Consider the following 26409-nt stretch of genomic DNA (forward strand, 5'->3'; position numbering starts at 1 on the left):
GTGAATCTCAAACCCAGAAAGGACGACTTATACCGTCCAGATCACTCGAATAGCCAGAGCTATCAACACGAGGCCAGAGAGGCGGTCAATCAGTACCGCGCGAGCACGCAGTTTGTCGAGCAAGCGTGGTGAAGACAAGATCAACGTAATAAACGTGTACCAAAGCCCATCGACGATAAACGGTGTAAACACAATCGCGGCTTTGCTCATAAAATCGGAACCGACCGCGACATATTGACTAAACAGCGCAATAAAAAACAAAGCAATTTTCGGACTGAGCAGCGAGATTAACAACCCTTCTCTGGCCGATTGCCAAACGCTGACCGATTCGCCCGACTCTAACTTAGCCGCTACCCCACCTTTTGAACGCAAAGCGTTCCAGCCCAAGTAGGCAAGATAGGCTGCACCCGCATAGCTAATGGTTATAAAAAGCACAGGAGATTGATGCAGCACGACGGCCAATCCAATCAGCGTAATAAAAGCATACACCCCAATACCAAAGGCATGAGCCCAAGCAGCGGCAAAGCCGTTCTTACGTCCCCCTGCCAAACTGTGTTTAGCCACCATAGCCAAACTCGGCCCCGGCGACATCGCCCCTAAAATACAAATCGTAAATAGCGATAACCACACTGTCAGTGTCATGCAAGCTCCTAAACTTATTCACTCTGCGAGCCACAATATAAGTAAACGGTTGGGAAATATAGATAAATGAGAGAGAAATATCGCTTCGAATTTTTGATTGAATGATTTTTGAGTGAATGTTTATTCTGTGAAAGGCCCTATGAAAGAGAGTATGCTAAAGCTCAAATTCTGTGCAGGTGGCGTAAAGTGAATCAACTGAAAAAGGATATTTCTCTGGGAGCAGGAATCGCTCAACTTTCCACGACGTTAATGGGGACCGGACTGTTTATGGTTCCAGCGATTGCCGCAGGGATCGCCGGTGTATTCTCACTCTGGGCATGGCTGCTGCTGTTTGTTGCGATTTGCCCGATCGCCTTGACCTTTGCGCAATTAGGTAAACGTTACCCCAATGCGGGGGGCACCGCTTACTTTGTACGCCAAGCATTTAATCCACGCCTTGAACGTGCAGTGGCATGGTTGTTTCTCAGCGTTATTCCTGTGGGCGTTCCGGCGGCAGTCACGCTCGCCGCCAGTTTTCTGCAAGCCTTACTCCCAGCGCCTTTGGCTAACCCACTGCTGACCCAAACTCTAACTATATTGCTCTTAGTTGGGGTTAATTTGGCGGGTACTAAGTCATCAGGCCGTTTACAAACCCTCATCGCGTTGGCCATTTTCAGTTTGGTGATTGCTCTTTGGTGGCGTGGTGAAGTAACCACGCAAGATTTGGTCATGCCTGCATTAACGCAGGAGGGATGGGCTTCGATCGGAGCCGCGCTGGCGGTCATGTTCTGGTGTTTTGTCGGCATTGAGGCTTTTGCCCATATGGGAGAAGAGTTTCGTAATCCGCAACGCGATTTTCCATTGGCGATTTTGATCGGCAGTTTTGTCGCTGGATTGACCTACTGGGCGTGTTCCGTCGTCGTACTGAAATTTGGTGCGTTTGGCACTCCTCAATTTGATAGTGGCGCGATTCCTTGGCTCAGTGACCAACTGTTTGGCACTCGCTGGGCAATCATGATCAGTGTGATTGGCTTTTTAGCCTGTTTTGCCAGTCTGAACCTTTACACTCAAAGCTTAGCGCGCATGGTGTGGGCACAAGCACGAGAATATCGTCCTGAAAGTGCGATCGCTCGCGTCTCGATTCGGGGAGTTCCTGCTCACGCAACGATACTCGTCGGAGTGGTGCTGTTTGCTTCTTGCTTTATTGGCCATTTGACTGGGCTTGATCTCGAATTCTTCCTCAAGCTGGCGAATGGTATTTTTGTATTGGTTTACTTATTGGCGATGTTAGCCGCATTCAAACTCCTGACGGGATGGAGTAAACACCTTGCTGGCTTAGCTTTGGTTTTGTGTGCTGGAGTGTTTATCTGTTTAGGCTGGTCAATGCTATACGCTCTAGGCGTCTTTGTGCTATTGATTCGGCCATGGCAAGCTCGGGTGCAAACAATCTAATGGTGTGGAGTGGTAGTTAAGATTAAGAAGGGAAACAGCGCTTTAGAAAAGTTCAACGTCATCAGAAAATGGCCGTTGCGCGCTGGCAATTTTACCGTTCTCACACAGCTGTTCATAGCAGTGCACCTGATTTCGACCATGCTCTTTGGCGTAATACAGTGCTTTATCGGCATGATCGAGAATGGTAGGTAAATAGTCGCCTGGTCTGAGTGAGCAAAAACCAGCGCTAAAGCTCAGTTCACCAATTCTCGGGAAGTTATGGCGTCGGATCTGCTGGCGAAAGCCATCCAACTGCTGTTTGATTTGTTGTTCATCTCCGCTTGAAAAAATAATCACAAACTCCTCACCACCAAAGCGAAATAGCTGAGAAGACGGGCCGAAATAGTGCTGCATCTGTTGAGCAAATATCAGCAGAATTTCATCACCTATCATGTGACCGAAGTGATCATTGATCGCTTTAAAATGGTCAATATCCAACATCGCGATCCAGAGTTTATGATTCTCTTCTATCGAGGGATTGATGGCAAAGGTGTGGCGTAATCGGTCTTCTAACGTGCGACGATTCAGTAATCCGGTCAGCTTATCGCGCTCACTCTCATGCAAAATCATCGTGTAATTACGATAAATTTTCGCAAACCCGTCGATCAACATACGATAAGGTTCAGGATCTTTATTGAGGATTAAGCAGAGTTCTGCGGAAAAATGCTCTTCTATCGGAATCGGGCAAAAGCATTGATATTGACCATTCGCTTGTTTAGAAAAGGCCATTGTAGATTGGGAATGCTGATAACCATTGTCAGCACACACTTGATCATATTGCCACTGGTACTGTTTTTTACCTGCAGCATCTTTGGTAATCATTAGGCGTGCCACCATAAGGGTTGAACGTCCAAGATGGTGAAATAAGGTCGCCGTGGAGAGCGGTAGCAATTCCGATAAGGTCGCCAAAATGCTGTAACTGAGTGTCAAAGAGTTTTTCTGCTCAGTAATTTCAATAACCGATTCAAGCACCTTATCATTCATACGTTTTTCTATCCGACTGAGAACCGCGTTTACTCAATTATAGAAAAGGAAATAAAGAATAGAAAAATCGCGAGAGGAAAAAATCAGCCCCTAAAAGAAGGGGCTGATGATTCAGTCGTAGAATGGATCGTTAGTCGTGACGCAACAAATTCTGATCCAACAAAGTGCCGATAATGTCCAGTGAACTCATTCCAGTGAAATCAATTTGAGTCGCGAGGTTTTCGATCACAATGGTTTGTTGAACCTGATTGTCGGCTGTCACTTGTAAGGTGACATCACTGTTCACGACTTGTGCCATCAACTGATTGGAGGAGCTCAAGTTAACCAACAGTTGGTCTAGATCCAGATTGTTGTTCAAATCTTGCACGACGTCCGTCAAATCAATGCTATCGCCTTCACTTACGTTGAAATCACGAATGCGATCTACCTTGTCATCAACACCGTCAAGCGTCCACTTGAACAAATCTGCGCCAGCACCACCCTCCAATATGTCAGCACCCAAACCGCCCACCAGTACATCGTCACCCGCACCGCCTTGAACAAAGTCATCACCGCTACCGGACAATAGCGTCATGCCGCTATTGTCCGCCACCAGCAAGCTATCATCGGTTGCACTGCGATGATCCAGCAGTGAACCATCTGCCGCAATCTCAATCCGATAATCGATGCTGTTTGCGGATGGCGCGCTGCTACCATCACTCTCGGTAGACAGTGCTGTAAGCGACAAGGTGTGTAATCCCTCCTCCAAACCGACTACTTTGAGACTCTCTAGCGCATCAGGAGAGACTTCCCAGAGGCCATTACCTAAATCGGTCACTGAGCCTGTCGTGCTGCTTAAGCTCGCCCCCGCTGGAAGATGATCGACACGCAAACTCAAGGTTTCATGTAAATCCGTTAAGGCCGCAATCGCGCCTAAAAGAGCAATCCCTTGTGCACTCACGCTCTGATTAGCATAAATCTGCTGGGCATAACCGAAGGCAGGATTCATGCTCAAGCTTGGCGCGTTAGCCACCGGATTGACCTGAATCGGGTAAGTTTTGCTCTCTTCCAATGCCATGCCTGAGGCATTTTCGAAGTAGACGCCCATATCCTGCGCAGTCACGGTGAGATTGATTTGCGTCCCTGCGATAGTCGCTGCATCCACAAATAAGCCGTAAGCGGAGTCACTATGGTTCAGTAGCGCGTTAATCGCCTCTGGACTGCCTTCGAGGATCACACTGCCATCCAATGCATAACTGACGGCCACTGAGCTGCCTGCTGGCACTTGTGCACTCAAAGTACCTTCGCTGACACTCAACGTCACCTTCATCAGATCATTGGCGTGAACACCCGCGTAATCGACATCTGAGACCGTAATGCCAGTCAGTTTTTGTCCTGATGCTTCATCAATTTGTGTGGTCATCGAAGTCGCATCAATCTCAGGTTTATCATTGATTGCGGTTACCTCAATCACAAACTGCGCGCTGTTATCGTGTGCGGTTGAAGCATCGCCCGCGATTTCAATCCCTGAGTTGCCGTTGTCGTTTACATTCAGTGTCACGGCTACCTGACCATAGAAATCTGGCGCTGGCACAAATTTAACCACTCCTGACGCAATCGCCGCATTGATATCTGCCACATTACCCGTGATGGAAAGCGCCCCCGTACCATCGCCCTGAATGGTCAAACCGCTGCTAAGCGATGAGTCGATGATCAGCACGCCGCTATTCACTCCGATTTGCAGCGTATAATCCGTATTCGGGTCATCCAACTGGGCATCAATATCAGCCAACGTGAAGCTATTGAGCAGTAGAGGTGTATCCTCTTCCGTCACTTGATCCTGCACGTTAATCAATTCTGGACGATCGTTCACCGCCGTCACATCTACATGCACATCAAACTCTTGCGCACTACCAAGGTGCTGATCACCTGCCAATCCGGTATCCACGGACTGCACTTTAAAATGCAGATTGCCATTCCAATTCAGTTGGTTGTTATCGCCGGAATTGAACACCACTTTATCAAGCTGCTGCGCATTAATTTCAAATACCCAAACGCCGCCACCAAGAGAGGTTCCCAAGGTGCCATCCGCCAAGCTCAAGGATGCGCCATCCGGCACACCGGAGATCTCAACACGCAAAGTCTCTGGGCTGTTTTCGGTGTAATTCGCCCCCCCCGGTAAGCTTGGTGCTTTATCGAGAATTTGCGCACCAAGAGCGATGTCGATCGCTTGTCCTTCATTGCCCACCACATCTTGCGCTGGCGTAATATCCACATCGTCGCCGACCGGCGTTATATTTAGGGTAAATTGGCCAGTATGTTCCACAGGTTGGTTAAGCAATGACTCTTGGGTATAGACCTTGATCCCCAATTGCACTTCACCACTGAAATCTTTGGCCGGTTTAATCGCCAGCGCTGATAGATCCAAGCTGGTTAAATTCGGATTGCGAATTTGCACGCTCCACTCGCCGCCGCCGTTATTTTTCACCACATAGTCACTCGACAGTGACTTGACGAGGAAATCGGTCGGCAATCCAGTGAGAACCAAGGAAACAAATTGCTCCGAGCCATCATTGTCATTCAGGCTAACGTTAAACGCACTGCCTTGATCGGCAAGGGCAATCCAACTGTCTTCATCCCCGGTCACCGAAATCGGACTACCAGAGCCAATCGTGATATCGTCCACCACAGGTTTCACTTCAAAGCTGACTTGAGAGGTGAAGGTTTTATCAGCATCGCTGCTGCTCACACCTTGTGAACTGGCGTTGGTTTCATCAAATACGGTGCTGTCAGTGACTTTTCCGGCCACAGTAATTCCCACGGTATTGATGTCGTTACCGCTTGGATAGTTCGGCGCAGGCTTGAAGTATATTTCGCCGAGTGCAGCCGGCAGCTGTGCTTGAGTGAGCGTAATGCTGGTTCCCAAACTTTGGCCATTGGCATCGACAAATACGCCCGCATTGGTGTCATTCAACGTCAGGGTGACTTCAGTTAATATTTCTTGCCCTTGCGTATTACCATTGAGGCTATCCGCCAAACCAATCGCGAGATTGAGGTGCACAATGCCATCTTCATAGGCGATACCGTCTTGCGTTGGCGTATCGTTCGCCAAATCGGTCGGTTGATGGTTTGCATCCAGTCCCAGCGTCTCTTGCACATTGAGTGTAATGCTTGGGGTCACATGATTATCGAGTGGCTGATCGCCACTGCTGCTGAGTACATCCGCAACCGGAGAGATCGCGACAGGCACTTGCGCCGTCAATGTTTTCTCATCACCCGACTGAGTATCTGTCGTCACAAACGTGATCGGCAGCTTAAAATCCCCCGCAAAATCGCGCGGTGGGATCAGCACCAATCCTTCCAATCCAGAAATCGAACCATCGGCATTCAACGTGCCTTTAAACACGTATTGGCCATCAACAAAGTTGAAATCTTGCCCACCAATCGAGGCTCCGGCAGGCAGATCGCTCGCGTTAATCACAATACTCAGTTCATCGGCTACCGCATCAAAGCCGGTGGCATTGACCATGAGTTTGTCTTGGATCTGTTGTCCCAAATCCACCGTGTTATCTTCTTTGCCAATCACCAAATCATCGGCATCGCCAACCCAGTTGAGCTGCGCGGCAACGCTGTTATTACCCGTGACCACGGTGGGGAAACTCAACGTTAACTCCGTGCTCACCTGCTCGGTGATTTTCGCTTCATTGCTGTCTTCACCTTGGTCATAGACTTTGGCGGTGATGGTGATCTTGATGTCGTTGAAACCGTTGTTATCCGGGTCGTTATTACTGCTGTACACCAAACCATTGGGCGCTTTGATGCTGAAATCAGCTTCGTTGGTGATTGTCCATGTGCCATCACCGTTGTTGATTGCGCCAGTGATCAGCAGTTGGTTCAATACCTCCGGCGGTACGTTGCCAAAACTGACCACCAGTTGATCCACCAACTCAGCGGACTGATAACTGCCTGCGGTGTTGCTATCAAGGTTATCAAAGCGAATCACATTCGCCCCCGCTTGACCGCCACTCGCATCATTGATGGTGAAATCAATCTTGCCACTGGCATCAGCTTGTACCGTTTGAGTAGCGCTGCCCGCGTTTTCGACTAACAGTTGCCCATCCGGCTCAGCGATCGGGTTCACTTTCACGCCAATCGAACCGTGGATCACTTCCTCAGCAATACCTTGACCTGGATTACCCGCATCCACGTACTCGTGATCTTGCTCTTTCACGGTAATCGTCGTATCCAGTGTGAAGTCGGTACTGGAGTTGTGCGGAGGAATGACCTGAATGTAGCCTGCCGCGGAAACCTGATTTGAGAAATCGAGATCCGATTGTCCTACTGCAGGTTCAAGTACCAGCACGCCATTGACTAAGGTCACTTCCACATTATTGACGAACACTCGGCTACCATCTGGGAAGCCAGAGATTTCAACTCGGCTGAAGTACTCTTGCGCATCAGGGTTTTGAATATTCCCCGGCGTGTTTTGCGGCACCCAAGTGACATGAATACGGCTGTCTTCATTGCCAGACACGGCATTGTGGTAGTTTTCGGTCACATCAATTTTGGGCTCAACCAAAATACGGATGGTTTCGTCCACTTGGCGTACATGACCATCGTTTTCGGTGACAATCACCGTCGCCTTAATATCAATATTGGCGGTTGATGAAGCCACTGGCTGAACCTGAATGCCGGTGATCACTTGCGCAGTCGTTAAGTTGGCTTGGTAAATCGGTTTATGGTTGCTGTCGTAGCCAGCAAACACCAAATCGACGCTCGTACCGTCACTGTCAAACAGCTTTACACCGTCCGGAATGTTCGAGAGCAGTACCGAAATGGTTTCTGAGCTGTCCGTCGGGCTGTCCGCGATTTCACCAGAAATGATACTGAAGTTGAGATCGACTAAGCTATCTTCCGCTACGGTAGCCATCACGCCTTGATGAGTACCGTCATTAAATGACTGCCATTGCGTATTGCCGCTAATAAAATCAACATTCGGAAGATCGGCGACTCCTTTCACGGTGACATTGACGGTTTTGCTGCCTAGCGATTCAATATCCTGAGCTTGACCCGTTGATAGGTTAGCCGTGTCTTTCACAATGCCTTCAACCACAAACGAGAAATTCTCGTTGCTGTGTTTCGTTGGTAGAACCTCAACCTGAGATAGCGCACTCTGCGGGATCTCATAGTAAGTTTCCCCGTTAGGGTAGGTTCCAACCGTGATCAGACTTGGGGCAGAGCCTAACCACACCAAAGTGGCGCCCGTGTCGGTAAAATCGGACAGACGAACGAACAGCGCTTCTGAGCCATCCGCATCGTTTGAGCCAGTCATGGAAATCACTTCACTGAGCAGGAGAGGATCGTGCTCAACACTCGGATCAACCGCATTTTGATTGGAAGCGTTATCTTCAAAAATCGAAATACGATTAACGGTAAAGCTGCCGCGATCCGCTTCTGGCGCAACATCAATCACAATCTCTTTGGTTTCTGATTGCGCCGTCTGCTTGCCAGCAACGTAATTGGTGGACTCTTTAGTGATGGCCGTGACATCCAGTTTGATTTGGCCTGCGAAGTTATCCGCCGGGTCGACCTGAACTTGGGCTATCTTGTTAGCTGGCACTTCATAGTAAGTACCATTAGCATCGGTTTTGGTTGGGATCGGCGAGCCATCGCTATACACCAAGTTGGCGTTTGCGCCATTTTCAGTAAAACGAATCTGGTAGGTGATCGCCTCAGGATTACTGTTGTCTTGAGTCTCCGCTGCGATATTGAGGCTAACATTACTGCCATCTTCCACCGCATCATAGTGAAACTCACTGCTGCTCTTCCACGTCGCAATATCCGCTACGCTTTCAATCTCGATGCGCATATTGCCGTTGGTGACATGGTCAAGCACACCATTGTGCAGAATTTCCACTCTCACAGAGGCATTCATGCCTCCATTGCCTGTCGAGTAGTGACGATCTGGCACAAAGTAGAGGTTTTCGACCGTGGCAATAGTGCCATTGATCGATTGTTGCAACAGTGCAGCAGGCAACACAACATGTCCGCTCGCCGGATCGACATCCAGTTTCACTAGTTGGTTGCCGCTATCCAAATAATAGAAATCGCCACGGATCTGGTTTGGATTCCAAATCGAGACTTCACCTAAGCTTTCCCCTTGGTCTACGTCATACAGGTTGACCTGCAAGGCGAGTTTCAGAGCTTCAACTGGCAATCCACCCAAGTTATCTTGCGCATTGCTTTGCTCACCCGCAGGCACCAAGTTCAGCGCCGCATCGTGGCCTTGGTCTTCATAGCCCGTAAATTTCTGCTGAGTAATGGTCGCCTTATGATCGGAAATCGTGATATTGAGCTGCTCAGTGGACGTGTCCTTGTCATAATCGGTCGCCGTCACATCTACTGTGAAATTGATGTCGTTCCCGTCAGCATGATCCAACTGCGCAACCGGAGTGAAACGCGCCTCGCCATTCGGTTGAATGGTTAGCGTACCAAGATCGCGACTCACGCCATTAACAATTTCCACCACAGTGACAGTTTTCACTGCGCCATTGAGCTCAATATCATTGCTCAGCACACTACCTTCACGGAACTGGATATCACGCCCCGCTTCGTCTACTGCGCTAAAGTGAGTCACTACTCCGCGATCAGCGCCTTGCGTATCTGGGCTTAAGTTATTGTCTCGCGAGAACAGGTTCACCGACGATGCCGCCGCCCCCTCCTGCACGGCGATATTTTTATCATGCAGGATCGGTACATCATCCACGATAGTGACAGGCAAGGTGATCGGTGAGGTATCGCCGTCCACATCTTGCGCGAGCACCGGAATATTCAGCGTTAGCTCATTGGCATTGAGTGGATGATCCACCACGCCATTTAAGGTAAAGCTGTAACTGCCATCGGCTCTTAACACGAGAGTAAATATCACTGCGCTATTGGCGATACCTTGATAGGTATAGACTTGACCACTACTGGTTGTAGTTATACTAGGCGCGCCCCATACCACAGGCTGACCTTGTGAAGTGAGCCCGGTGTCGCTACTTGTGCTGGTATCAATCTGATAATGGGCAATGCCATCTGCACCTTGGGCGGTCGTAAATTGGCCATTGGCGGTGGTTGATTCTTTGCTCTGATCTGTACCAGTGGCTAAATCATCTTCATTGACCGACAAGGCTTGCGCGCTGATCACTGAAGGCTGGTCATCAACCACGGTCACCGGCAATACAATGCTTGAGGTATCGCCATCGTAATCCGTCGCCACCACTTTGAAATTCAACAGCAATTCATCACTGCTTGCGGCGTGATCCAGTGGTCCTGACAAGGTGAACTGATAACTACCATCAACATTCAACTGTAATGTGAAAATCACGCTACCATCGGGTTTAGTTGCAGTGTAATTGTGGTTGCCACTGGCATCGATACTGTCTGCCAAGGTGAGCGCTTGCCCGCCGGAAGTCACTCCAGCTAACGGATTGCTGGCAAGATTCAGCGTGTAGGAAACCACATGATCCGCGCCTTGCGTTGTCGTGAAATGACCTGTAGCGGTTAAGGATTCTTTACTGGTATCCGAGCCTTGAGTCAGATCGTCTTCATCAACCGACAGCGCTTGTACAGCGGTAATGGTCGGTTTGTCATCGGCAATCGTGACGGGCAGATTGACACTGGCTTTGTCACCATCAAAATCCACCGCCAATACTTTAAAGTTCAGTTGTTTACTGTCACTGCCTACGGCGTGGTCAATCGTTCCTGACAGAGTAAAGGTATAGCTGCCATCAGTATTCAGCACTAAGGTGAAAATTGGATTACTACCCGCCGTTGCCGTGTACGTGAGATTGCCGTTACCATCATCTACAGGTGCAGAGAGCACCACTGCAACACCATTTGACGTTAGCCCTTGCACCGGATTGACGCTGCTATCGAGCGCAAAGCTCGCGACTGTATCTGCCCCTTCCACCAACTGGAATTGGCCATTAACGGAGACTGGCTCTTTAGTCGTATCCGAGCCTTGCGGCAGATCGTTTTCATGTACGTACAAGCCCTGCACATTGGTGAAGTAAGGCTTGTCGTCATTGATTTTGACGGGCAACACGATACTGTCGCTGTCGCCATCATAGTCGGTGGCAATCACTTGGAAGTTGAGCGTTAAATCGTTGCTATTGAGCGCATGGTCAACCGGCGCCGCCAACGTGAAGCTGTAGGTGCCATCGGTATTCAGAGTCAAGGTAAAGACGGTGACTGAACCTGCCGTCGCGGTGTAAGTCAGGTTACCATTGCCATCATCGACAGGCGCTGACAGCGTCACCGCCACGCCATTCGACATCAGTCCTTGAACTGGATTGACGCTGCTATCGAGCGCAAAGCTCGCGACCGTATCTGCCCCTTGCACCAACTGGAATTGGCCATTAACGGAGACTGGCTCTTTAGTCGTATCCGAGCCTTGCGGCAGATCGTTTTCATGTACGTACAAGCCCTGCACATTGGTGAAGTAAGGCTTGTCGTCATTGATTTTGACGGGCAACACGATGCTGTCGCTATCGCCATCATAGTCGGTGGCAATCACTTGGAAGTTGAGCGTTAAATCGTTGCTATTGAGCGCATGGTCAACCGGCGCTGCCAGCGTGAAGCTGTAGGTGCCATCGGTATTCAGAGTCAAGGTAAAGACGGTGACTGAACCTGCCGTCGCGGTGTAAGTCAGGTTACCATTGCCATCATCGACAGGCGCTGACAGCGTCACCGCCACGCCATTGGATGTCAGTCCTTGCACAGGATTGACGCTGCTATCGAGCGCAAAGCTCGCGACCGTATCTGCCCCTTGCACCAACTGGAATTGGCCATTAACGGAGACTGGCTCTTTAGTCGTATCCGAGCCTTGCGGCAGATCGTTTTCATGTACGTACAAGCCCTGCACATTGGTGAAGTAAGGCTTGTCGTCATTGATTTTGACGGGCAACACGATGCTGTCGCTATCGCCATCATAGTCGGTGGCAATCACTTGGAAGTTGAGCGTTAAATCGTTGCTATTGAGCGCATGATCGACCGGAGCCGCCAGCGTGAAGCTGTAGGTGCCATCGGTATTCAGAGTCAAGGTAAAGACGGTGACTGAACCTGCCGTCGCGGTGTAAGTCAGGTTACCATTGCCATCATCGACAGGCGCTGACAGCGTGACCGCCACGCCATTCGACATCAGTCCTTGTACAGGATTTACGCTGCTATCGAGCGCAAAGCTCGCGACTGTATCTGCCCCTTCCACCAACTGGAATTGGCCATTAACGGAGACTGGCTCTTTAGTCGTATCCGAGCCTTGCGGCAGATCGTTTTCGTGCACGTACAAGCCCTGTACATTGGTGAAGTAAGGCTTGTCGTCATTGATTTTGACGGGCAACACGATGCTGTCGCTATCGCCATCATAGTCGGTGGCAATCACTTGGAAGTTGAGCGTTAAATCGTTGCTATTGAGCGCATGGTCAACCGGCGCCGCCAGCGTGAAACTGTAGGTGCCATCGGTATTCAGAGTCAAGGTAAAGACGGTGACTGAACCTGCCGTCGCGGTGTAAGTCAGGTTACCATTGCCATCATTGACAGGCGCTGACAGCGTGACCGCCACGCCATTCGACATCAGTCCTTGAACTGGATTTACGCTGCTATCGAGCGCAAAGCTCGCGACTGTATCTGCCCCTTCCACCAACTGGAATTGGCCATTAACGGAGACTGGCTCTTTAGTCGTATCCGAGCCTTGCGGCAGATCGTTTTCGTGCACGTACAAGCCCTGTACATTGGTGAAGTAAGGCTTGTCGTCATTGATTTTGACGGGCAACACGATGCTGTCGCTATCGCCATCATAGTCGGTGGCAATCACTTGGAAGTTGAGCGTTAAATCGTTGCTATTGAGCGCATGGTCAACCGGCGCCGCCAGCGTGAAACTGTAGGTGCCATCGGTATTCAGAGTCAAGGTAAAGACGGTGACTGAACCTGCCGTCGCGGTGTAAGTCAGGTTACCATTGCCATCATTGACAGGCGCTGACAGCGTGACCGCCACGCCATTCGACATCAGTCCTTGAACTGGATTTACGCTGCTATCGAGCGCAAAGCTCGCGACTGTATCTGCCCCTTCCACCAACTGGAATTGGCCATTAACGGAGACTGGCTCTTTAGTCGTATCCGAGCCTTGCGGCAGATCGTTTTCATGTACGTACAAGCCCTGCACATTGGTGAAGTAAGGCTTGTCGTCATTGATTTTGACGGGCAACACGATGCTGTCGCTATCGCCATCATAGTCGGTGGCAATCACTTGGAAGTTGAGCGTTAAATCGTTGCTATTAAGCGCATGGTCAACCGGCGCCGCCAGCGTGAAGCTGTAGGTGCCATCGGTATTCAGAGTCAAGGTAAAGACGGTGACTGAACCTGCCGTCGCGGTGTAAGTCAGGTTACCATTGCCATCATTGACAGGCGCTGACAGCGTCACCGCCACGCCATTCGACATCAGTCCTTGAACTGGATTGACGCTGCCATCGAGCGCAAAGCTCGCTACGCGATCCGAACCCTGCACTAATTCAAACTGACCACTCGCAGTGAGTGGTTCTTTCGTCAAATCAGAACCTTGCGGCAGATCGTTTTCGTGCACGTACAAGCCCTGCACGTTAGTGAAATAAGGTTTGTCGTCTTTTACCGTCACTGGCAAGGTTATGCTTGCCGTATCGCCATCAAAATCGGTCGCGACCACGGTGAAGTTGACCAACAACTCATCGCTGTTGACCGCGTGATCGAATGAGCTTTGTAAGGTAAAGCGGTAGCTGCCATCTTGGTTCAGCAGCAGAGTAAATACCGGCTCACCGCCAGCCATCGCGATGTAAGTGTAATTGCCGTTGGCATCAACCGATTCGGTTAACGTCACCGCCACACCACCTGACGTAATACCTGCTACGGCATCGGTTAAGCTGTCTAAGCGGTAGGACACTACTCCATCTGAGCCTTGGGTGGTGGCAAAGTTGCCATCAGCAATTAAATCTGCTCCACCACCAATCGAACCGTCATCCAAAGTTTTTTCAGCAACAGTGAGCGACTCTGCTCCAATAATGATCGGCTTGTCATCTTGAATTTCGATGTTCAAGTTGCCCGGCTCTGAGCTGTCGTTATCGTAATCTATCGCAACAATTGGCAAGCTAATGGTCAGAGCATCACTGCCCGCAGCATGATCCAGTGTGCCTTGTAACACAAACTGGTAACTGCCGTCAGCATTGAGCGTCAGTTGGAAAATATCACGCCCACCCGCAGTGGCTTGATAAACGCGGTTGCCATCAATCAGAGTTGGCTCGCCTAATATGACCGCGTCACCTTGCGAAGTAAGCCCAGCGATAGGATTAGCAGTGCTGGGATCAATTTGATAGAACGCCACCTGATCGGAGCCTAACTGAGTATCAAACTGGCCAGACACGGTCAGTGGATCCGCGCCATCCGATCCGGTTGGCAGATCATTTTCATTCAGACTTAGGGTAGGTTCATCGACCATCACCGGCGCGCTACCATCATTAATGGCAACAACAATATCAATCGGTGCTTGGATCGGGTTGCCGTTACTGTCGGTGCCAGTAAGTTGTAAGGCAATCGAAATTTGATCGCCAGTGATCGACACTAAACCGCCCCCTACAGAAGGCAAATGGTCAATCGGCTGATTCAGTGTTGTGGTGATCGTCAGGTTTAGATCTCGCCCAACAGATTCGGCGCCAATCGCGATATTCAGTACTTCGCTGCCATTTTGCTCACCAATAATACTGTTCGTCGCCGCATCATAACGGAAAACCACAGGCTGACCAGACGAGGTAATGTCTTGGTTCAGCTCGGCGAGCAGTGAGGTCAAAAAGGCCGCTTCAGGTACAAAGGAAGCAGGTAACAACGCAAGGCTACCCGCAGTAATAAAACTGGTCACGATAGATGTTTGGGGGTATGTACCAAGCGACAAGGAGCCTTCGGTAACTTGCGCGCTCAAGCTTTCACCACCAGCTGCAAAACGTAGTGGGTTAACCAGAATTTGAGTCGTCGAAAAAGCTTGGCTATAGCCTTGAGTGTCAAAAGCAGTACTGGCGAGCACTTCCAAAAAATTATAAGCGATAGTAATCGCGCCACCGTTAGCCGAACCTCCCGCACCCGCACCTGCGCCTGCAGCGGCCGCTTCTAATGCGGTAGTTGGATCGACACCGTCTAAAATCGCTTGCTGAATCGCTGCGATGGCTTGCTCATCAAAGTTCGCGGTATCCAGTTGGGTTAAATCTACGTTGATTTCCCCTTGAACGGGTGTGGCTTGCACTTCAGGTTGCCCATCTGCCGCGAACTCTGGCAGGCAAGCAACGCAGTTAGCATCAACCTGCACAGCACCTTGTGTGGTTTGTAGCGTAATCCCGGACTCATTCACCGTGATGATGATGTCACCAGGCTGCAATGCATCTCCTGCATTCACAATCCGTGCTTGGCCTTGCGCATTCACAACAACAACATTGCCAGACAAGCTTGTGACTGTTACAGGTTGAGTGACGACTTGAGACTCCATACTGCCCCCATTTCTCGCGGTAGATAATCGGTAATACGTCTATTTTTATTGGAATAGTATTTATTGTTTTGTAACTAAACTTCCTGCTTAAGTTATAAGCGAAACATAACTAAATAACTACTGACAAGATGGTTAAATAACACAAGTCTCAATTGTGAAATGACTCGCAAGCCCTGATGTAATTTAAATTTTACCCCCCCCCCCCCAACGACTTGGAGTTGCAGGTAGGCAGAACATGAGTGGCAAATTGGCCTGAAACAAATTTGCACTGCCGTCGGTTGGCCTTTGGTGAGAACCAAAGATGGCTCTGATGGTCCATGAGCATAAACAAACTATGTGATTGAGGTGAATGAAGGTAACCAACACCGCTGTAGCTTCAGGTAAGAAGGGGATAGACGACAGGGAAAGGACAAAAATAGGACGGAGTTCCGTTAGGTTAGCTCGCTTTAAACAGGTGTTGCAGTGCTCGGCTCACTGGCAGTTGAACCCTCTCAATATGTACCCACATTTTGCCGCCGAAATCGCGGGTAACCTTATCGATTTTCGCTACATTGACCACAATAGAACGGTGGATTTGCCAAAACTGGTTAGGATCGAGCTGCGCAAGCAGCTCTTTCAAGGATGAACGTAACAAATATTCCTGCGTTGTCACACCATGCATTTTGTACAAAGAAAGATACTTATCCTCCGCTTTCACGTAGAGCAGCTCATTCACGGCAATAAGGTGAATCTCCTCGCCTTTACTGGCCTTTAACCAGACTTGATATTCTGGTTTAACACTACGAGTCAGTTGTTCAAATTGACTCAGCAACTGAGCTAAGTCGCTGCTTGGGGTGATATTTCGCCGCAACTGTTGCCGCAGTTTTTCGCAACAGATCGCTAACCGAGAAGATGAAAGTGGCTTTAGCAGATAGTCGATAGCATGCGTTTCAAACGCGCTGACCGCGTACTCATCATACGCGGTGATGAAAACTACTAATGGAACTTTCGATTGTTGAAGTAGACGCCGAGCCACTTCGATGCCATCGATTTTCGGCATTCTAATGTCTAAAAAAACCACATCAGGCTGATGCTGTTCAATTGCCTGCAGAGCGATTTGACCATTTTCCGCACTGGCCACAATCTCCAGCGCTGGCCATAACTCAGCCAAGAGCTTATTGAGATGATGGCGCAGTAAAGGTTCATCATCCGCAAGAACCGCTGTATAGGTCTGATTCATCATTCGACGTCTCTTTTTCTATTTTTATTCCCAAGGGTGGCTGAATTAACGAGCAGTCATTTCAGTTCCAATTGGACAAGTAAACTGGAGTGTAGGAATGTAGCCAACGCCACTTCCAGTTTAGTGCAACTTCAACGAGTAAGAGGATAAGCATAGAAGGAGCGCTGCAATGTCTGCAAATGATGCAAACGGATACGAATTGTGGCCGTAACACCGCCAGAGCAATTTTGCGCCACCGTCAGCAAACCTTCATGCCCAAAGAGTCCGGACAGCCGATCACGAACATTCTGCAAAGCAATACCGTTGCCCTTGGGGGTATCACTTAACCCCATACCATCATCTTCAACCGATAGATCAAACCAGCCATCGACCACTTCAATATCGATCCGGACCGAGCCGCCCTCGGCTTTAGGTTCAATACCATGTGACACCGCATTTTCCACCAAAGGTTGGATCAGCATAGGCGGCATGCCGAGTGTGCCCCATTCAGACAACTCGGGCAGGGTGTATTCCAACCTGTCTCCTAAGCGTATCTTCTGAATGCCTAGATACGCGTCAATAAGTTGTATCTCTTCACGCAAATCCCCTGTATTGCCGCGTCGCAAGCGCATAGTTCCGCGCAGTAACTCGGTGAGTTTTTCCAACATTAACTGAGCTTTGTAGGGTTCTACCGCAATCAAAGCATTTATATTGGCCAATGTATTGAATAGAAAATGGGGCTCCATCTGGCTTTGTAGCTGCTTGAGCTGGCTCAATAACAGGGCTTTTTCTTGCTCCGACTGACGGCGGCGAGCCGCTTCTAATGCGCCTTGAGCCAAGATTTTTTGCTCGTGAGAATAGAAATACAGGAAACAGACTGCCGAGAAAATAAAACCCAAAAAAATGATTGGCTTATAAGCGGAAAATTCATCAAAACCGGGGTAGTTGTGCAGCCACAAATAGGCACTACCTGTGCCCAGTACCACCGCACAGCTTAAGGCTAAGATATTCACTAAACGTTTTGATAATTCAGGCCAGCGTCGTGCAATCCATTGTGCTGAGATAAAAGCACTGTAACCATAACTAAAACTAATGGCGAGATGCTCTCCAAATAGCCCGCCCCAAATTGACATAGTCGCGAGGGCGATCACGATGCAAAACAGTGTGGTAAAACCAAAACTTTTCAAATCTTGTGCTGAAATATCAAAGCGCTCCATCATCTAGAATTTTCCTTTTAGATTGAACAAAACCCTAACGCTATCGGGCAAGTTGGCATACGCCGAATCCGTTTCACCACCAAAGAAACGCGCGGCCAGTTCCAGTTCCAAAGAGGCAGAGCCCGTGTCGTAAGCCTGCCAATTGATCCATTGGGTAATCATCCAACCGCCATCTTCTGGCGACCACAAAACATCAAGAGTTGGTGTGAGGTCATCAATTCCAAGCAGTTGACCATTACGGCTATCCCATGTCCAATGCAGCATAAAATTATGCGCCATCAGGTTCGTTGCTTGATAGCCTTGTGCATACGCAAAAGCCATTGACGACCGTCCCTGTTGATGCAGCAAAGTCGCGTCAGCCAGTGTTTGCTGCCATTCATCGGCATTCCAACTGCGTCCGTCGTACCAATATTCGGCTATGACATTGTGCCCCTCTGGGTTTGCCCAGTTTACGCCAAACAAAAACTGCGCCGCATGTTGTTGTTTAACCAATTCGATCGGCTGCTCAGTTTGTCTCTGGTATTGCCAATATTCTCGTTGATAAAGCCAAGAGCTGTGCATGCCCCATGCGCTATTGAGTACAGAAACCCACGAGCCGCCTACTAAACCGCGCCGGACATTGTCGTAATAGACGATGCCTTGGATTTCACTGTCTCCGACTAAGCGATAATGGCGTAATCCAATGCCTTGTTGTTCATTTTGAGTCACTAACTGCGCTTCGCTCGAACGCCCCCAAGCACTATCCGTGGCGATCAAAGTCCATTCACCTAACTCTTGATAGGAGGAGAGCGCGAGCACACCAGCCCCTTCTTCCACTTGAATACCTAATGGATTGCGCCGATAGGGTAAAAAAAGATCCAGCGGTCGATAACCATAGCCCACCCCCCAATCGAGGCGAATTTTTCCGGCGGTAATATCTAGCGTTTGTCCAGCAAGCGTGCTTTCTCCTTGCCAAAACAGTTCACTGAGTGTCAGCCTCGTTTCTTTTGCCTGCTCATCACTTCGATAGAGCGCGCGGCTAGTGAACGCCAAACTCGCCGTCCAACCTTGCCAACGAGACTGTAAATCGAGCCCGATATCCACTTGCTGCTGTTCATCATCTTGAGCAGCAGCCCACACCAAGGAGTCATTACGTTGAGCATGCGAAGCGCTCACCATCCAATCCCAGTCTAACTTGAGCGGCTCTTGTGTCCATGCAGGAGGACAACTCAGTAGCCCAATAATTCCTAACGCCTGAGCACACCTCATAGCATTACTCCAAGGCAGGATTTTGAATCAAATACGCGGGGTTGTAGAACTTATCCTCCAAACGTTTCGGCAGTACGGATTGATATTCGATCACGGTTCGTCGCAAGGGTTGAATTTTATCCAGCAACGTCATCTCAACCACCCGATCACCTTGCACGGTAAACCAAGCCACCTTGGCCAGTTTGCCGGAATGCAGATAGAGTTCAGCTTTGACTGGTGAAGCATCCGCACGATTAAGCCATAAGGTGAGCGCTTGATAGCTGGCCCCTGCGGTTTTCGCTTTGAGCGCCAAACGGTACGTTTCAACGCTGGATTGATCTTCACGTTGCACCGAGTCTTCTCCCTCCAAACTCGCTTGATAATCATCACTCCAAGTCAGTGTTGAAATATCACCGACTGAAGCTTCACCGAGCAGTTTTTGCATCGGTGTAATACGGATTGGGCGGCGACTTTTCGGCATCAGTAACCAGTAGTTATCTCCGAGCATCAACATTTTTTGTCCCGCTTCTGTCGCCGATTGAAACAGCACTAGCGATTCGCGATTTTCACGCACATAGACATCATACTGATTGGTTTTTTCCAACTGGCCATCATGATAAAGCTGCACCACAGAGACGACTTTCGCTGCCGCTTCTTTAAGCCGATACTCATCGGCACGCTGCACCATGCTGCTCACATCCATCTCGACCGCGAAAGATCGACCCATCACCACAAGCCCTAAAACGGCCATAAAAATGAGTTTATACATACGCTAACGCCTCCGTAATTGGCTTGTTCACACCTTTGCGTGCAGAAAACCACGCCGCCAGTACACAAATCAGCACTGTGCCTAGGGTGCAAAACCCAACCAGAGTGAAGGAAAAATAGAGATCGAGCGGATAGCCTTCGGTTCTTCCCGGTGGAGGTGGCATTTGAATCTTAGCCACTCGCACTACTGCGATAGTCAGCAGATTCAGTAACGTGCCGCATACACTGCCACACAGCGCCAACAGCGTCGCTTCGCGCACAAAACCCGCCAAAATGTCGCTTGGGTACGCGCCAAGGGCCGACAAGGTTCCGATTTCACGAGTTCGCTCACTGACCGACATGGTTAAGGTATTGAAGAGCGCAACAAACACCACCATCGCCATCACGGTTCCCATCACGCCAAACAGTCGGTCATACAAATCTTTCACTCCGGCGTAGAAGAAAGCGCGCTGCGGCCAAGGTGTCACTTGCAGATCTTGTGCTAAGGACAACTGATTCAGTTGATTTTCCACCCACGTTTGTAGCGTTTGAGTATTCTCGGTGTTAAACAGATACACAGACAAGGTGCTGACTTTACTGGAGTTGAGCAGCTCTTGAGCCGATGCTAAGTGCAAATAGAGCTGCCGTTTATCCAACTCAGGCACTCCTGTCGAATACAGACCACGCACTTGAAAATCCAGTGCGTTCAGTGCGCCATCCGCCGTGGTGGCGAGCAGCGTCACCCAATCACCAACGGCAACATTGAGGTTGCGAGCCAGATCCACGCCAAGCATCACCTGAGGTTGAGTCGGGTCAAAGCGCGGAGACTTAGGATCTTGCAAGGTTTGCCCTGCTCGCAGATCCAAAAACGGGCCTTTCATATCAAACTCTTTGTCATCCACACCAAGACCAACAAAAATCGTTGATTTTTGGCCATTCGAAACCAGCCCTGTTAACTCAATACGTGGCTGGATGCCACGAATCGCCGGATTCGCCAGCAACACTTGGCGAATGTGGTCGCTGCCTTCTAATCCATTCGCCAAAGGTGTCTCTTCCTCTTGTGCAAAATAGCCACGCTGGCTCAGCGTTAAATGTCCGACATCCCGCGCGGTCGATTCACGTAGCGAATCATAGGTATAAAGACCAAAGCCGCCTGCAGATGTTAATGCCAATACTGCAATCGCGATGATCGAAATAGAGAGTAAACTGCGGCGACGATTACGCTGCAGGTTTAACGCCGCCAATCGCCATGCTTGTGAGATCAACTTGCCCATTGCATCGCCTCCAATGAAATTTGTCCGTCCACCAGATTGAGGGTGCGATCGCACTGAGCTGCCATGCGCCCGTCATGAGTGGCAACCACAAAAGTCGTGCCTAACTCATGGCCAAGACTTTTCATTAAATTGATCACAAGGTTGGCTGTTTGACTATCCAGACTCGCGGTCGGCTCATCCGCGACCACCAATTTCGGGTTGTGAACCAAAGCCCGAGCTATCGCCACACGCTGCTGCTGACCACCTGAAAGATGATCTGGCCGCTGCTGCATCACCGCTTCTAATCCAACCTTGGTTAGCATGTCATGTGCTAACTTGTGCTGATCACGACGGCTAAAACCGTTAAGCATCAAGGGATATGCGACATTCTCTAGTGCCGTCATCACGGGTACTAAGTTGAATTTTTGGAACACAAAACCAAACTGGGTACGACGCAGTAAGGCGGCAGACTTACCATTGCGCGGGTATACGCATCCCTCTAACGCCACGTCACCTTGGTAATTAGGGTCAAGTAATCCCAAGATGTTGAGCAACGTGCTTTTACCTGAACCGGAAGGGCCACACAGCGCTAACATCTCACCTTGCTGTACCACACCGCTCACACCACGTAGAGCTGGCACGCTTTGGACTCCCAATGAGTACTGTTTTTCTATACTTTGAAAATGCAGCATGCGCCCTCCTACCCCTGACTCAGCAGGGCTTGTACTTGCTGGGTATCGGGATGTTGAGCATCTGCTTGCTGCATGGTTTCTAGCCAAAGGCGGGCTTGCGCTTCATCTTTGGCGCGCAAGGCAGCAACAATAGCTAAACGATAGATCCATGCGGTAGCCGCAAACGGCTGTGTTTGAAATTGCGGGTCGGCCAATAGATTCAGGTAGAGATCGTATCCGCGTTCAAAGTGGTTAAACATATCCGGCATCGAAGTATAAGTGGCCGCCGCCACTGCCATAGCAAGCATTTGAACTGGTAAACCGTTGCGTATCTCTTCTGAATTTGACGTGTTGGCACTTAATAAAGAAAGCCCTTTTTCTATCATGGCAAGCCCCTCTTCGCTATAACGCATTTTCTTCCACGGTAAAAAAGCATCGCGTCCCATCAAGGTGCGTGTACTGCCCAAATAGACCAAGCTCAGTGCTGTCGCCCCTTCTTGCGCAACCAATTTTTCTAAATCGGCGTACAAGGGTTCTACTAACTTTTCATCACCTTGTGCGGCTTGGTTATAACGTTGGATCATGGCTTCGCTTGGCAGCGCAAATACAGGCCAAGCAGATAAGGTAAACAACAAAACGGCGACATAAGCAGTCAAGCTTAACGAAGTTCGAATTTTCATGTGAACGGTCCTTTTCAGTAACGTAATTGTCAGTAACGTAAACGTCCTCAACTGCTCATCGTGTTTGTGCCACGACGCAGCAGCCATCAAGAATGGAGTGAGCTTACTGAACTTCGTCTGTCGTTATCGAGCTTTGCGACCAATGGTCTTTATGGGGCGTGAATGGACAATATCGGGAGCGAATGGGTGGCAAGAAGTGAAGAGCTATACCCAAACTACTTGGAGTTGCAGGTAGGCGGCAAGTGAGTTCATCCCCATGAGCATAGATACACTATGTGATTGGGGTGAACGAACGTAGCCAACACCGCTGCAGCTTCAAGTAGGAAGGGTATAGGATGACTTGAGAAAAACTGCGCCAGTACAAAGACTGGCGCAAGAGTATCTCCTCAAACAACGTGGAGCTGCAGGGTGGAAGAAGATTGAGCCGTAATAACCCGTTATGGCACGCCATGACCTTTGGATGCGACCCACACCCGATACCACTGCTCACGAGAAAGCTCTAACGACAAGGCTGCTATTGCACTTTGAACTCGCTCGATTTTTCCGGATCCGATAATCGGTAATGGTTGGCTCGGTAAACGACGCACCCACGCATAAATCACCTGCTCAATCGACTCTGCGCCGAGCTCAACTCGGATCTCTTCCAGCACAGCTCGTACGCGCTGCGTTTGCTCGGTTTGGCCTGAGAAAATCGCGCCGCCACCGAGGCATGACCATGCCATTGGGCGAATGCGCAGACGCTGCAGTTGATCCAAGGTGCCATCGTGTGCCACATCAAAATTGAGTGGATTGATTTCGACTTGGTTAGTCACCAATAGCTTACCTAAGCGTGACTGCAGCAAATCAAACTGCGCTGGGCTGAAGTTTGAAACACCAAAGTGTTTCACTTTACCGACCTTGTGCAGTTCAGAAAACGCTTCCGCGACTTCATCAGCATTCATCAGTACATCTGGGCGGTGGATCAGCAAGACATCAATCTCATTGACTCCCAAACGCTCAAGCGAGTGATTGACCGATTGATAGATATGCGCCGCGCTGGTGTCGTAGTGATTAATTTTGCGCTCAGGAAAGCGATCGCTACACAGTTTAATGTCGCATTTGGTCACAATCTCGATCTGCTCGCGCAGTGAAGGTTCCAACGCGAGGGCTTCACCAAACAGTGTTTCACATTGATAGTTGCCGTAAATGTCCGCGTGATCAACGGTACTGATCCCCAGCTCAATATGCTGCTTCAAAAAGGTTAAGCGCTGCTGAGGCGTCATGTTCCATTCCGCCAGTCGCCAGTAACCTTGAACCAGTTCAGACAGCTCTGGCCCTTGTTGCGCCATGGTCACTTTCTGTACGGTTGCTTGTTGTTGCATGGTTATTCTCCTGTTTTTCACTCAGCACATCCTATGCAGCTGGCCGTCTATGTGCAAAAACTATCAATATCGAACCATAAAGTTGTGACTTGAATTAGATTTTAGACGATAACGCATGGCGGCAACATGGCTTTCTACGCCCTATCCTGTTGGGTTGTGACGCAGTGCAAATTAACAAGGCGTAGCGCTAAGAATGATGTTGAGTGACGCGGTGCAATTTATCCTTTATCGATACAAAAATCGGCGCCATTTGGGTAGGAAAGCCGAATCAATAATAAGAAGGATAGACAATGAAACTGAACGCCTTGACCCTATCGCTGCTCTCAGCTCTAGCTTTGCCAGCGCTGGCCTCGCCAGCTTCCACTGCGAATTTAACGGTAGCAACCACCACCAACAGCCGCGATTTTCCGCTGCAAGCCGATGAACCACTGGTGATCCCGCTCACTAAGGGCGACTACACCTTGACCATTAGCGGGATTGGCGGTGATTGCCCACCTGCCCCCGAACAAGAGATCAAATTCAATACGCCAATCGCTCTCAATTGCCATGTCCCGACTCAGTTACCTTTGAGTATCCGTTTTACCGGGGATTACGCATTTCAGTGGCAAGCGCAAAACAATACGCTCACCTTCGTGCGTCAAACCACTAAGGCAGCCAAAACTGAGTTTCGTCGCCCGATCCCAAACGTCAGTTGCGAAGTGTATCAAGGCGGTGAAGTGACTTTAGATCTGGCGAGCAGCTTTGCCGATGGAACCGAGTTGCAAGATGCTATGACTGGGCAAGTAGTGACCGTCGAGCAAGGCAAAGTGCGCTTAACCCCTTCCGCTAACAGCGGCGGCTTGGTGTTGTTGGAACCCAAACAGACAGCAAAAGCCGAGCCCAAACAGCCCTTTACCTATCGAAATGCCAATATTTATTTTGTGATGGTTGATCGCTTCTACAACGCTGACCCAAGCAATGATGGCAGTTATGGTCGTCACAAAGATGGCCAAGAGGAGATCGGAACGTTTCATGGCGGCGATCTCAAGGGTGTGATTGCAAAACTTGACCATATCCAAAGCTTAGGCACGGATGCTATCTGGCTCTCTCCGATTGTCGAACAGGTACATGGGTTTGTCGGCGGTGGTGAGAAAGGATCATTCCCGTTTTATGCCTATCACGGCTATTGGACCCGCGATTTCACCAAGATCGATGCCAACTTTGGGAAAGATGAGGATTTACAAACCTTAGTGCGTGAGGCGCATCGTCGCGGCATTAAAATTTTGATGGATGCGGTGATCAATCATGCAGGTTACGCGACACTCGCTGATTTACAGCAAGATGCGGTACAAGTGGTGAACGCACCTATGCTGCCTGAACGTTGGAATGACTGGAAACCCAGCGCCGACGAAAACTGGCACAGTTTCCATCAAGCCGTTGATTACCAGAGCAAGAATTGGCAACAGTGGTGGGGGCCAGACTGGGTACGCGCAGGCTTACCGGGCTATCCTGCGCCGGGCAGCAGTGACATCACCATGAATCTCGCCGGTTTACCGGATTTTCGCACTGAATCCCCCCAAGCCGTTACCCCGCCACAGTGGCTACTCAACAATCCCGGCACACGAGTGGTGAGCAAACCCAATTACACTGTCGCTGACTATTTAATTGAATGGCAAAGCGATTGGGTACGCCGCTTTGGGATCGACGGTTTTCGCATCGACACCGTCAAACATGTGGAAGGGGAAGTGTGGCAACGCTTAAAACAGCGCGCGACGGAAAGCCTTGCAGCGTGGCGTAAAGACAATAATCAAAGCGGTGAGCCGTTTTGGATGATGGGCGAAGTGTGGGGGCACGCTGCCTATCGCAGCCCTTACTTTGATGATGGCTTTGATGCACTGATTAACTTTGATATTCAAAAACGTATGGATAACGGCGCAGCCTGTTTGAGCCAGATGGCGATGGTGTATCGCGATTACGCGCAAACCCTCGCCAAATATCCCGACTTTAACCCCGTCAGTTATATGTCTTCGCACGATACTGAGCTGTTTTTCGGACGCTTTAAATCACTGGATATGCAGCGTAACGCCGCCAATGCCCTGCTACTGACACCGGGTGCTATCCAAGTGTATTACGGCGATGAAGTCGCCCGCGAAGCGGGACCGTACGCAGACGATTTCCATCAAGGCACTCGCTCTGATATGCCTTGGGAATGGAATACCGAACGCCAAGCACTGCTCAAGCATTGGCAAACCTTAGGTCAATTCCGTCAACGTCACCCTGCGATAGGAGCGGGAGATCATCGCGAAATCGCCCAATCCAACGCTTATGTTTTCACTCGCACATTGGGTGAAGATAAGGTGGTCGTGGCGTTCGTTGGCCGCTAAGTCAGTCCATCAGGAACATACACTGTATGCTCCTGAACTTTTACTGTACTAAGGGTTTTGCGTTATACGGCAAGGA

At 49.7% G+C, this 26409-nt stretch carries 13 protein-coding genes; 2 read left to right on the plus strand and 11 right to left on the minus strand.

What is annotated here, in order from left to right:
- Positions 1-27 precede the first annotated feature (27 nt).
- The gene (locus tag CEQ48_RS01705) at positions 28-642 is read right to left on the minus strand and encodes a LysE family translocator (protein ID WP_089069986.1); all 615 of its coding nucleotides are present in this window, start codon (positions 640-642) and stop codon (positions 28-30) included.
- A 186-nt stretch (positions 643-828) separates the two neighbouring features.
- On the opposite strand from CEQ48_RS01705, the gene yjeH reads away from it, so the two are divergent.
- A complete protein-coding gene (gene yjeH, locus CEQ48_RS01710; RefSeq protein WP_089069987.1) occupies positions 829-2073 on the plus strand; it encodes an L-methionine/branched-chain amino acid transporter in 1245 nt (414 codons plus the stop codon).
- 42 nt (positions 2074-2115) lie between these two features.
- Here the strand turns inward: yjeH and CEQ48_RS01715 are convergent, their stop codons facing one another.
- The 10 genes from CEQ48_RS01715 to CEQ48_RS01765 form a co-directional block, all read right to left on the minus strand.
- Complete coding sequence (locus CEQ48_RS01715) at positions 2116-3096, minus strand: GGDEF domain-containing protein (protein ID WP_089069988.1); 981 nt, start codon at positions 3094-3096, stop codon at positions 2116-2118.
- 130 nt (positions 3097-3226) lie between these two features.
- A complete protein-coding gene (locus tag CEQ48_RS01720) occupies positions 3227-15616 on the minus strand; it encodes a retention module-containing protein (protein ID WP_089069989.1) in 12390 nt (4129 codons plus the stop codon).
- A 436-nt stretch (positions 15617-16052) separates the two neighbouring features.
- Complete coding sequence (locus CEQ48_RS01730) at positions 16053-16838, minus strand: LytR/AlgR family response regulator transcription factor (RefSeq protein ID WP_089069991.1); 786 nt, start codon at positions 16836-16838, stop codon at positions 16053-16055.
- Positions 16839-16966: 128 nt separating this feature from the next.
- Positions 16967-18034 carry a sensor histidine kinase gene (locus CEQ48_RS01735; protein ID WP_089069992.1) on the minus strand — a complete coding sequence of 356 codons (1068 nt, stop codon included), beginning with the start codon at positions 18032-18034 and terminating at the stop codon, positions 16967-16969.
- Positions 18035-19279: a hypothetical protein gene (locus tag CEQ48_RS01740; protein WP_089069993.1), complete on the minus strand. Its 1245-nt coding sequence runs from the start codon at positions 19277-19279 to the stop codon at positions 18035-18037.
- 4 nt (positions 19280-19283) lie between these two features.
- The gene (locus CEQ48_RS01745; protein WP_089069994.1) at positions 19284-20027 is read right to left on the minus strand and encodes an outer membrane lipoprotein-sorting protein; all 744 of its coding nucleotides are present in this window, start codon (positions 20025-20027) and stop codon (positions 19284-19286) included.
- The gene (locus tag CEQ48_RS01750) at positions 20020-21279 is read right to left on the minus strand and encodes an ABC transporter permease (protein ID WP_089069995.1); all 1260 of its coding nucleotides are present in this window, start codon (positions 21277-21279) and stop codon (positions 20020-20022) included. Before CEQ48_RS01750 ends, CEQ48_RS01745 begins: the two co-directional genes overlap by 8 nt.
- On the minus strand, positions 21267-21950 hold the full coding sequence (locus CEQ48_RS01755; RefSeq protein WP_089069996.1) for an ABC transporter ATP-binding protein: 684 nt from the start codon (positions 21948-21950) through the stop codon (positions 21267-21269). Before CEQ48_RS01755 ends, CEQ48_RS01750 begins: the two co-directional genes overlap by 13 nt.
- Before the next feature lie 8 nt (positions 21951-21958).
- A complete protein-coding gene (locus CEQ48_RS01760; RefSeq protein WP_089069997.1) occupies positions 21959-22609 on the minus strand; it encodes a hypothetical protein in 651 nt (216 codons plus the stop codon).
- Between the two features lie 437 nt (positions 22610-23046).
- Positions 23047-23970 carry an aldo/keto reductase gene (locus CEQ48_RS01765; RefSeq protein WP_001187219.1) on the minus strand — a complete coding sequence of 308 codons (924 nt, stop codon included), beginning with the start codon at positions 23968-23970 and terminating at the stop codon, positions 23047-23049.
- 290 nt (positions 23971-24260) lie between these two features.
- Between CEQ48_RS01765 and CEQ48_RS01770 the strand changes: the two genes are divergently transcribed.
- Positions 24261-26333, plus strand: a complete 2073-nt coding sequence (locus CEQ48_RS01770) for an alpha-amylase (protein WP_089069998.1) — start codon at positions 24261-24263, stop codon at positions 26331-26333.
- Positions 26334-26409: the final 76 nt, after the last annotated feature.

This window comes from Vibrio tarriae (assembly GCF_002216685.1).
GTDB lineage: Bacteria > Pseudomonadota > Gammaproteobacteria > Enterobacterales > Vibrionaceae > Vibrio > Vibrio tarriae.

Excerpts from the sequence above, each read along its gene's own strand:
- CEQ48_RS01740 (WP_089069993.1), bottom strand. The coding sequence starts at position 19,279 with ATGAGGTGTGCTCAGGCGTTAGGAATTATTGGGCTACTGAGTTGTCCT.
- CEQ48_RS01760 (WP_089069997.1), bottom strand. The coding sequence starts at position 22,609 with ATGAAAATTCGAACTTCGTTAAGCTTGACTGCTTATGTCGCCGTTTTG.
- CEQ48_RS01730 (WP_089069991.1), bottom strand. The coding sequence starts at position 16,838 with ATGATGAATCAGACCTATACAGCGGTTCTTGCGGATGATGAACCTTTA.
- CEQ48_RS01770 (WP_089069998.1), top strand. The coding sequence starts at position 24,261 with ATGAAACTGAACGCCTTGACCCTATCGCTGCTCTCAGCTCTAGCTTTG.
- CEQ48_RS01745 (WP_089069994.1), bottom strand. The coding sequence starts at position 20,027 with ATGTATAAACTCATTTTTATGGCCGTTTTAGGGCTTGTGGTGATGGGT.
- CEQ48_RS01715 (WP_089069988.1), bottom strand. The coding sequence starts at position 3,096 with ATGAATGATAAGGTGCTTGAATCGGTTATTGAAATTACTGAGCAGAAA.
- CEQ48_RS01750 (WP_089069995.1), bottom strand. The coding sequence starts at position 21,279 with ATGGGCAAGTTGATCTCACAAGCATGGCGATTGGCGGCGTTAAACCTG.
- CEQ48_RS01720 (WP_089069989.1), bottom strand. The coding sequence starts at position 15,616 with ATGGAGTCTCAAGTCGTCACTCAACCTGTAACAGTCACAAGCTTGTCT.
- CEQ48_RS01735 (WP_089069992.1), bottom strand. The coding sequence starts at position 18,034 with ATGATGGAGCGCTTTGATATTTCAGCACAAGATTTGAAAAGTTTTGGT.
- CEQ48_RS01755 (WP_089069996.1), bottom strand. The coding sequence starts at position 21,950 with ATGCTGCATTTTCAAAGTATAGAAAAACAGTACTCATTGGGAGTCCAA.
- CEQ48_RS01705 (WP_089069986.1), bottom strand. The coding sequence starts at position 642 with ATGACACTGACAGTGTGGTTATCGCTATTTACGATTTGTATTTTAGGG.
- CEQ48_RS01765 (WP_001187219.1), bottom strand. The coding sequence starts at position 23,970 with ATGCAACAACAAGCAACCGTACAGAAAGTGACCATGGCGCAACAAGGG.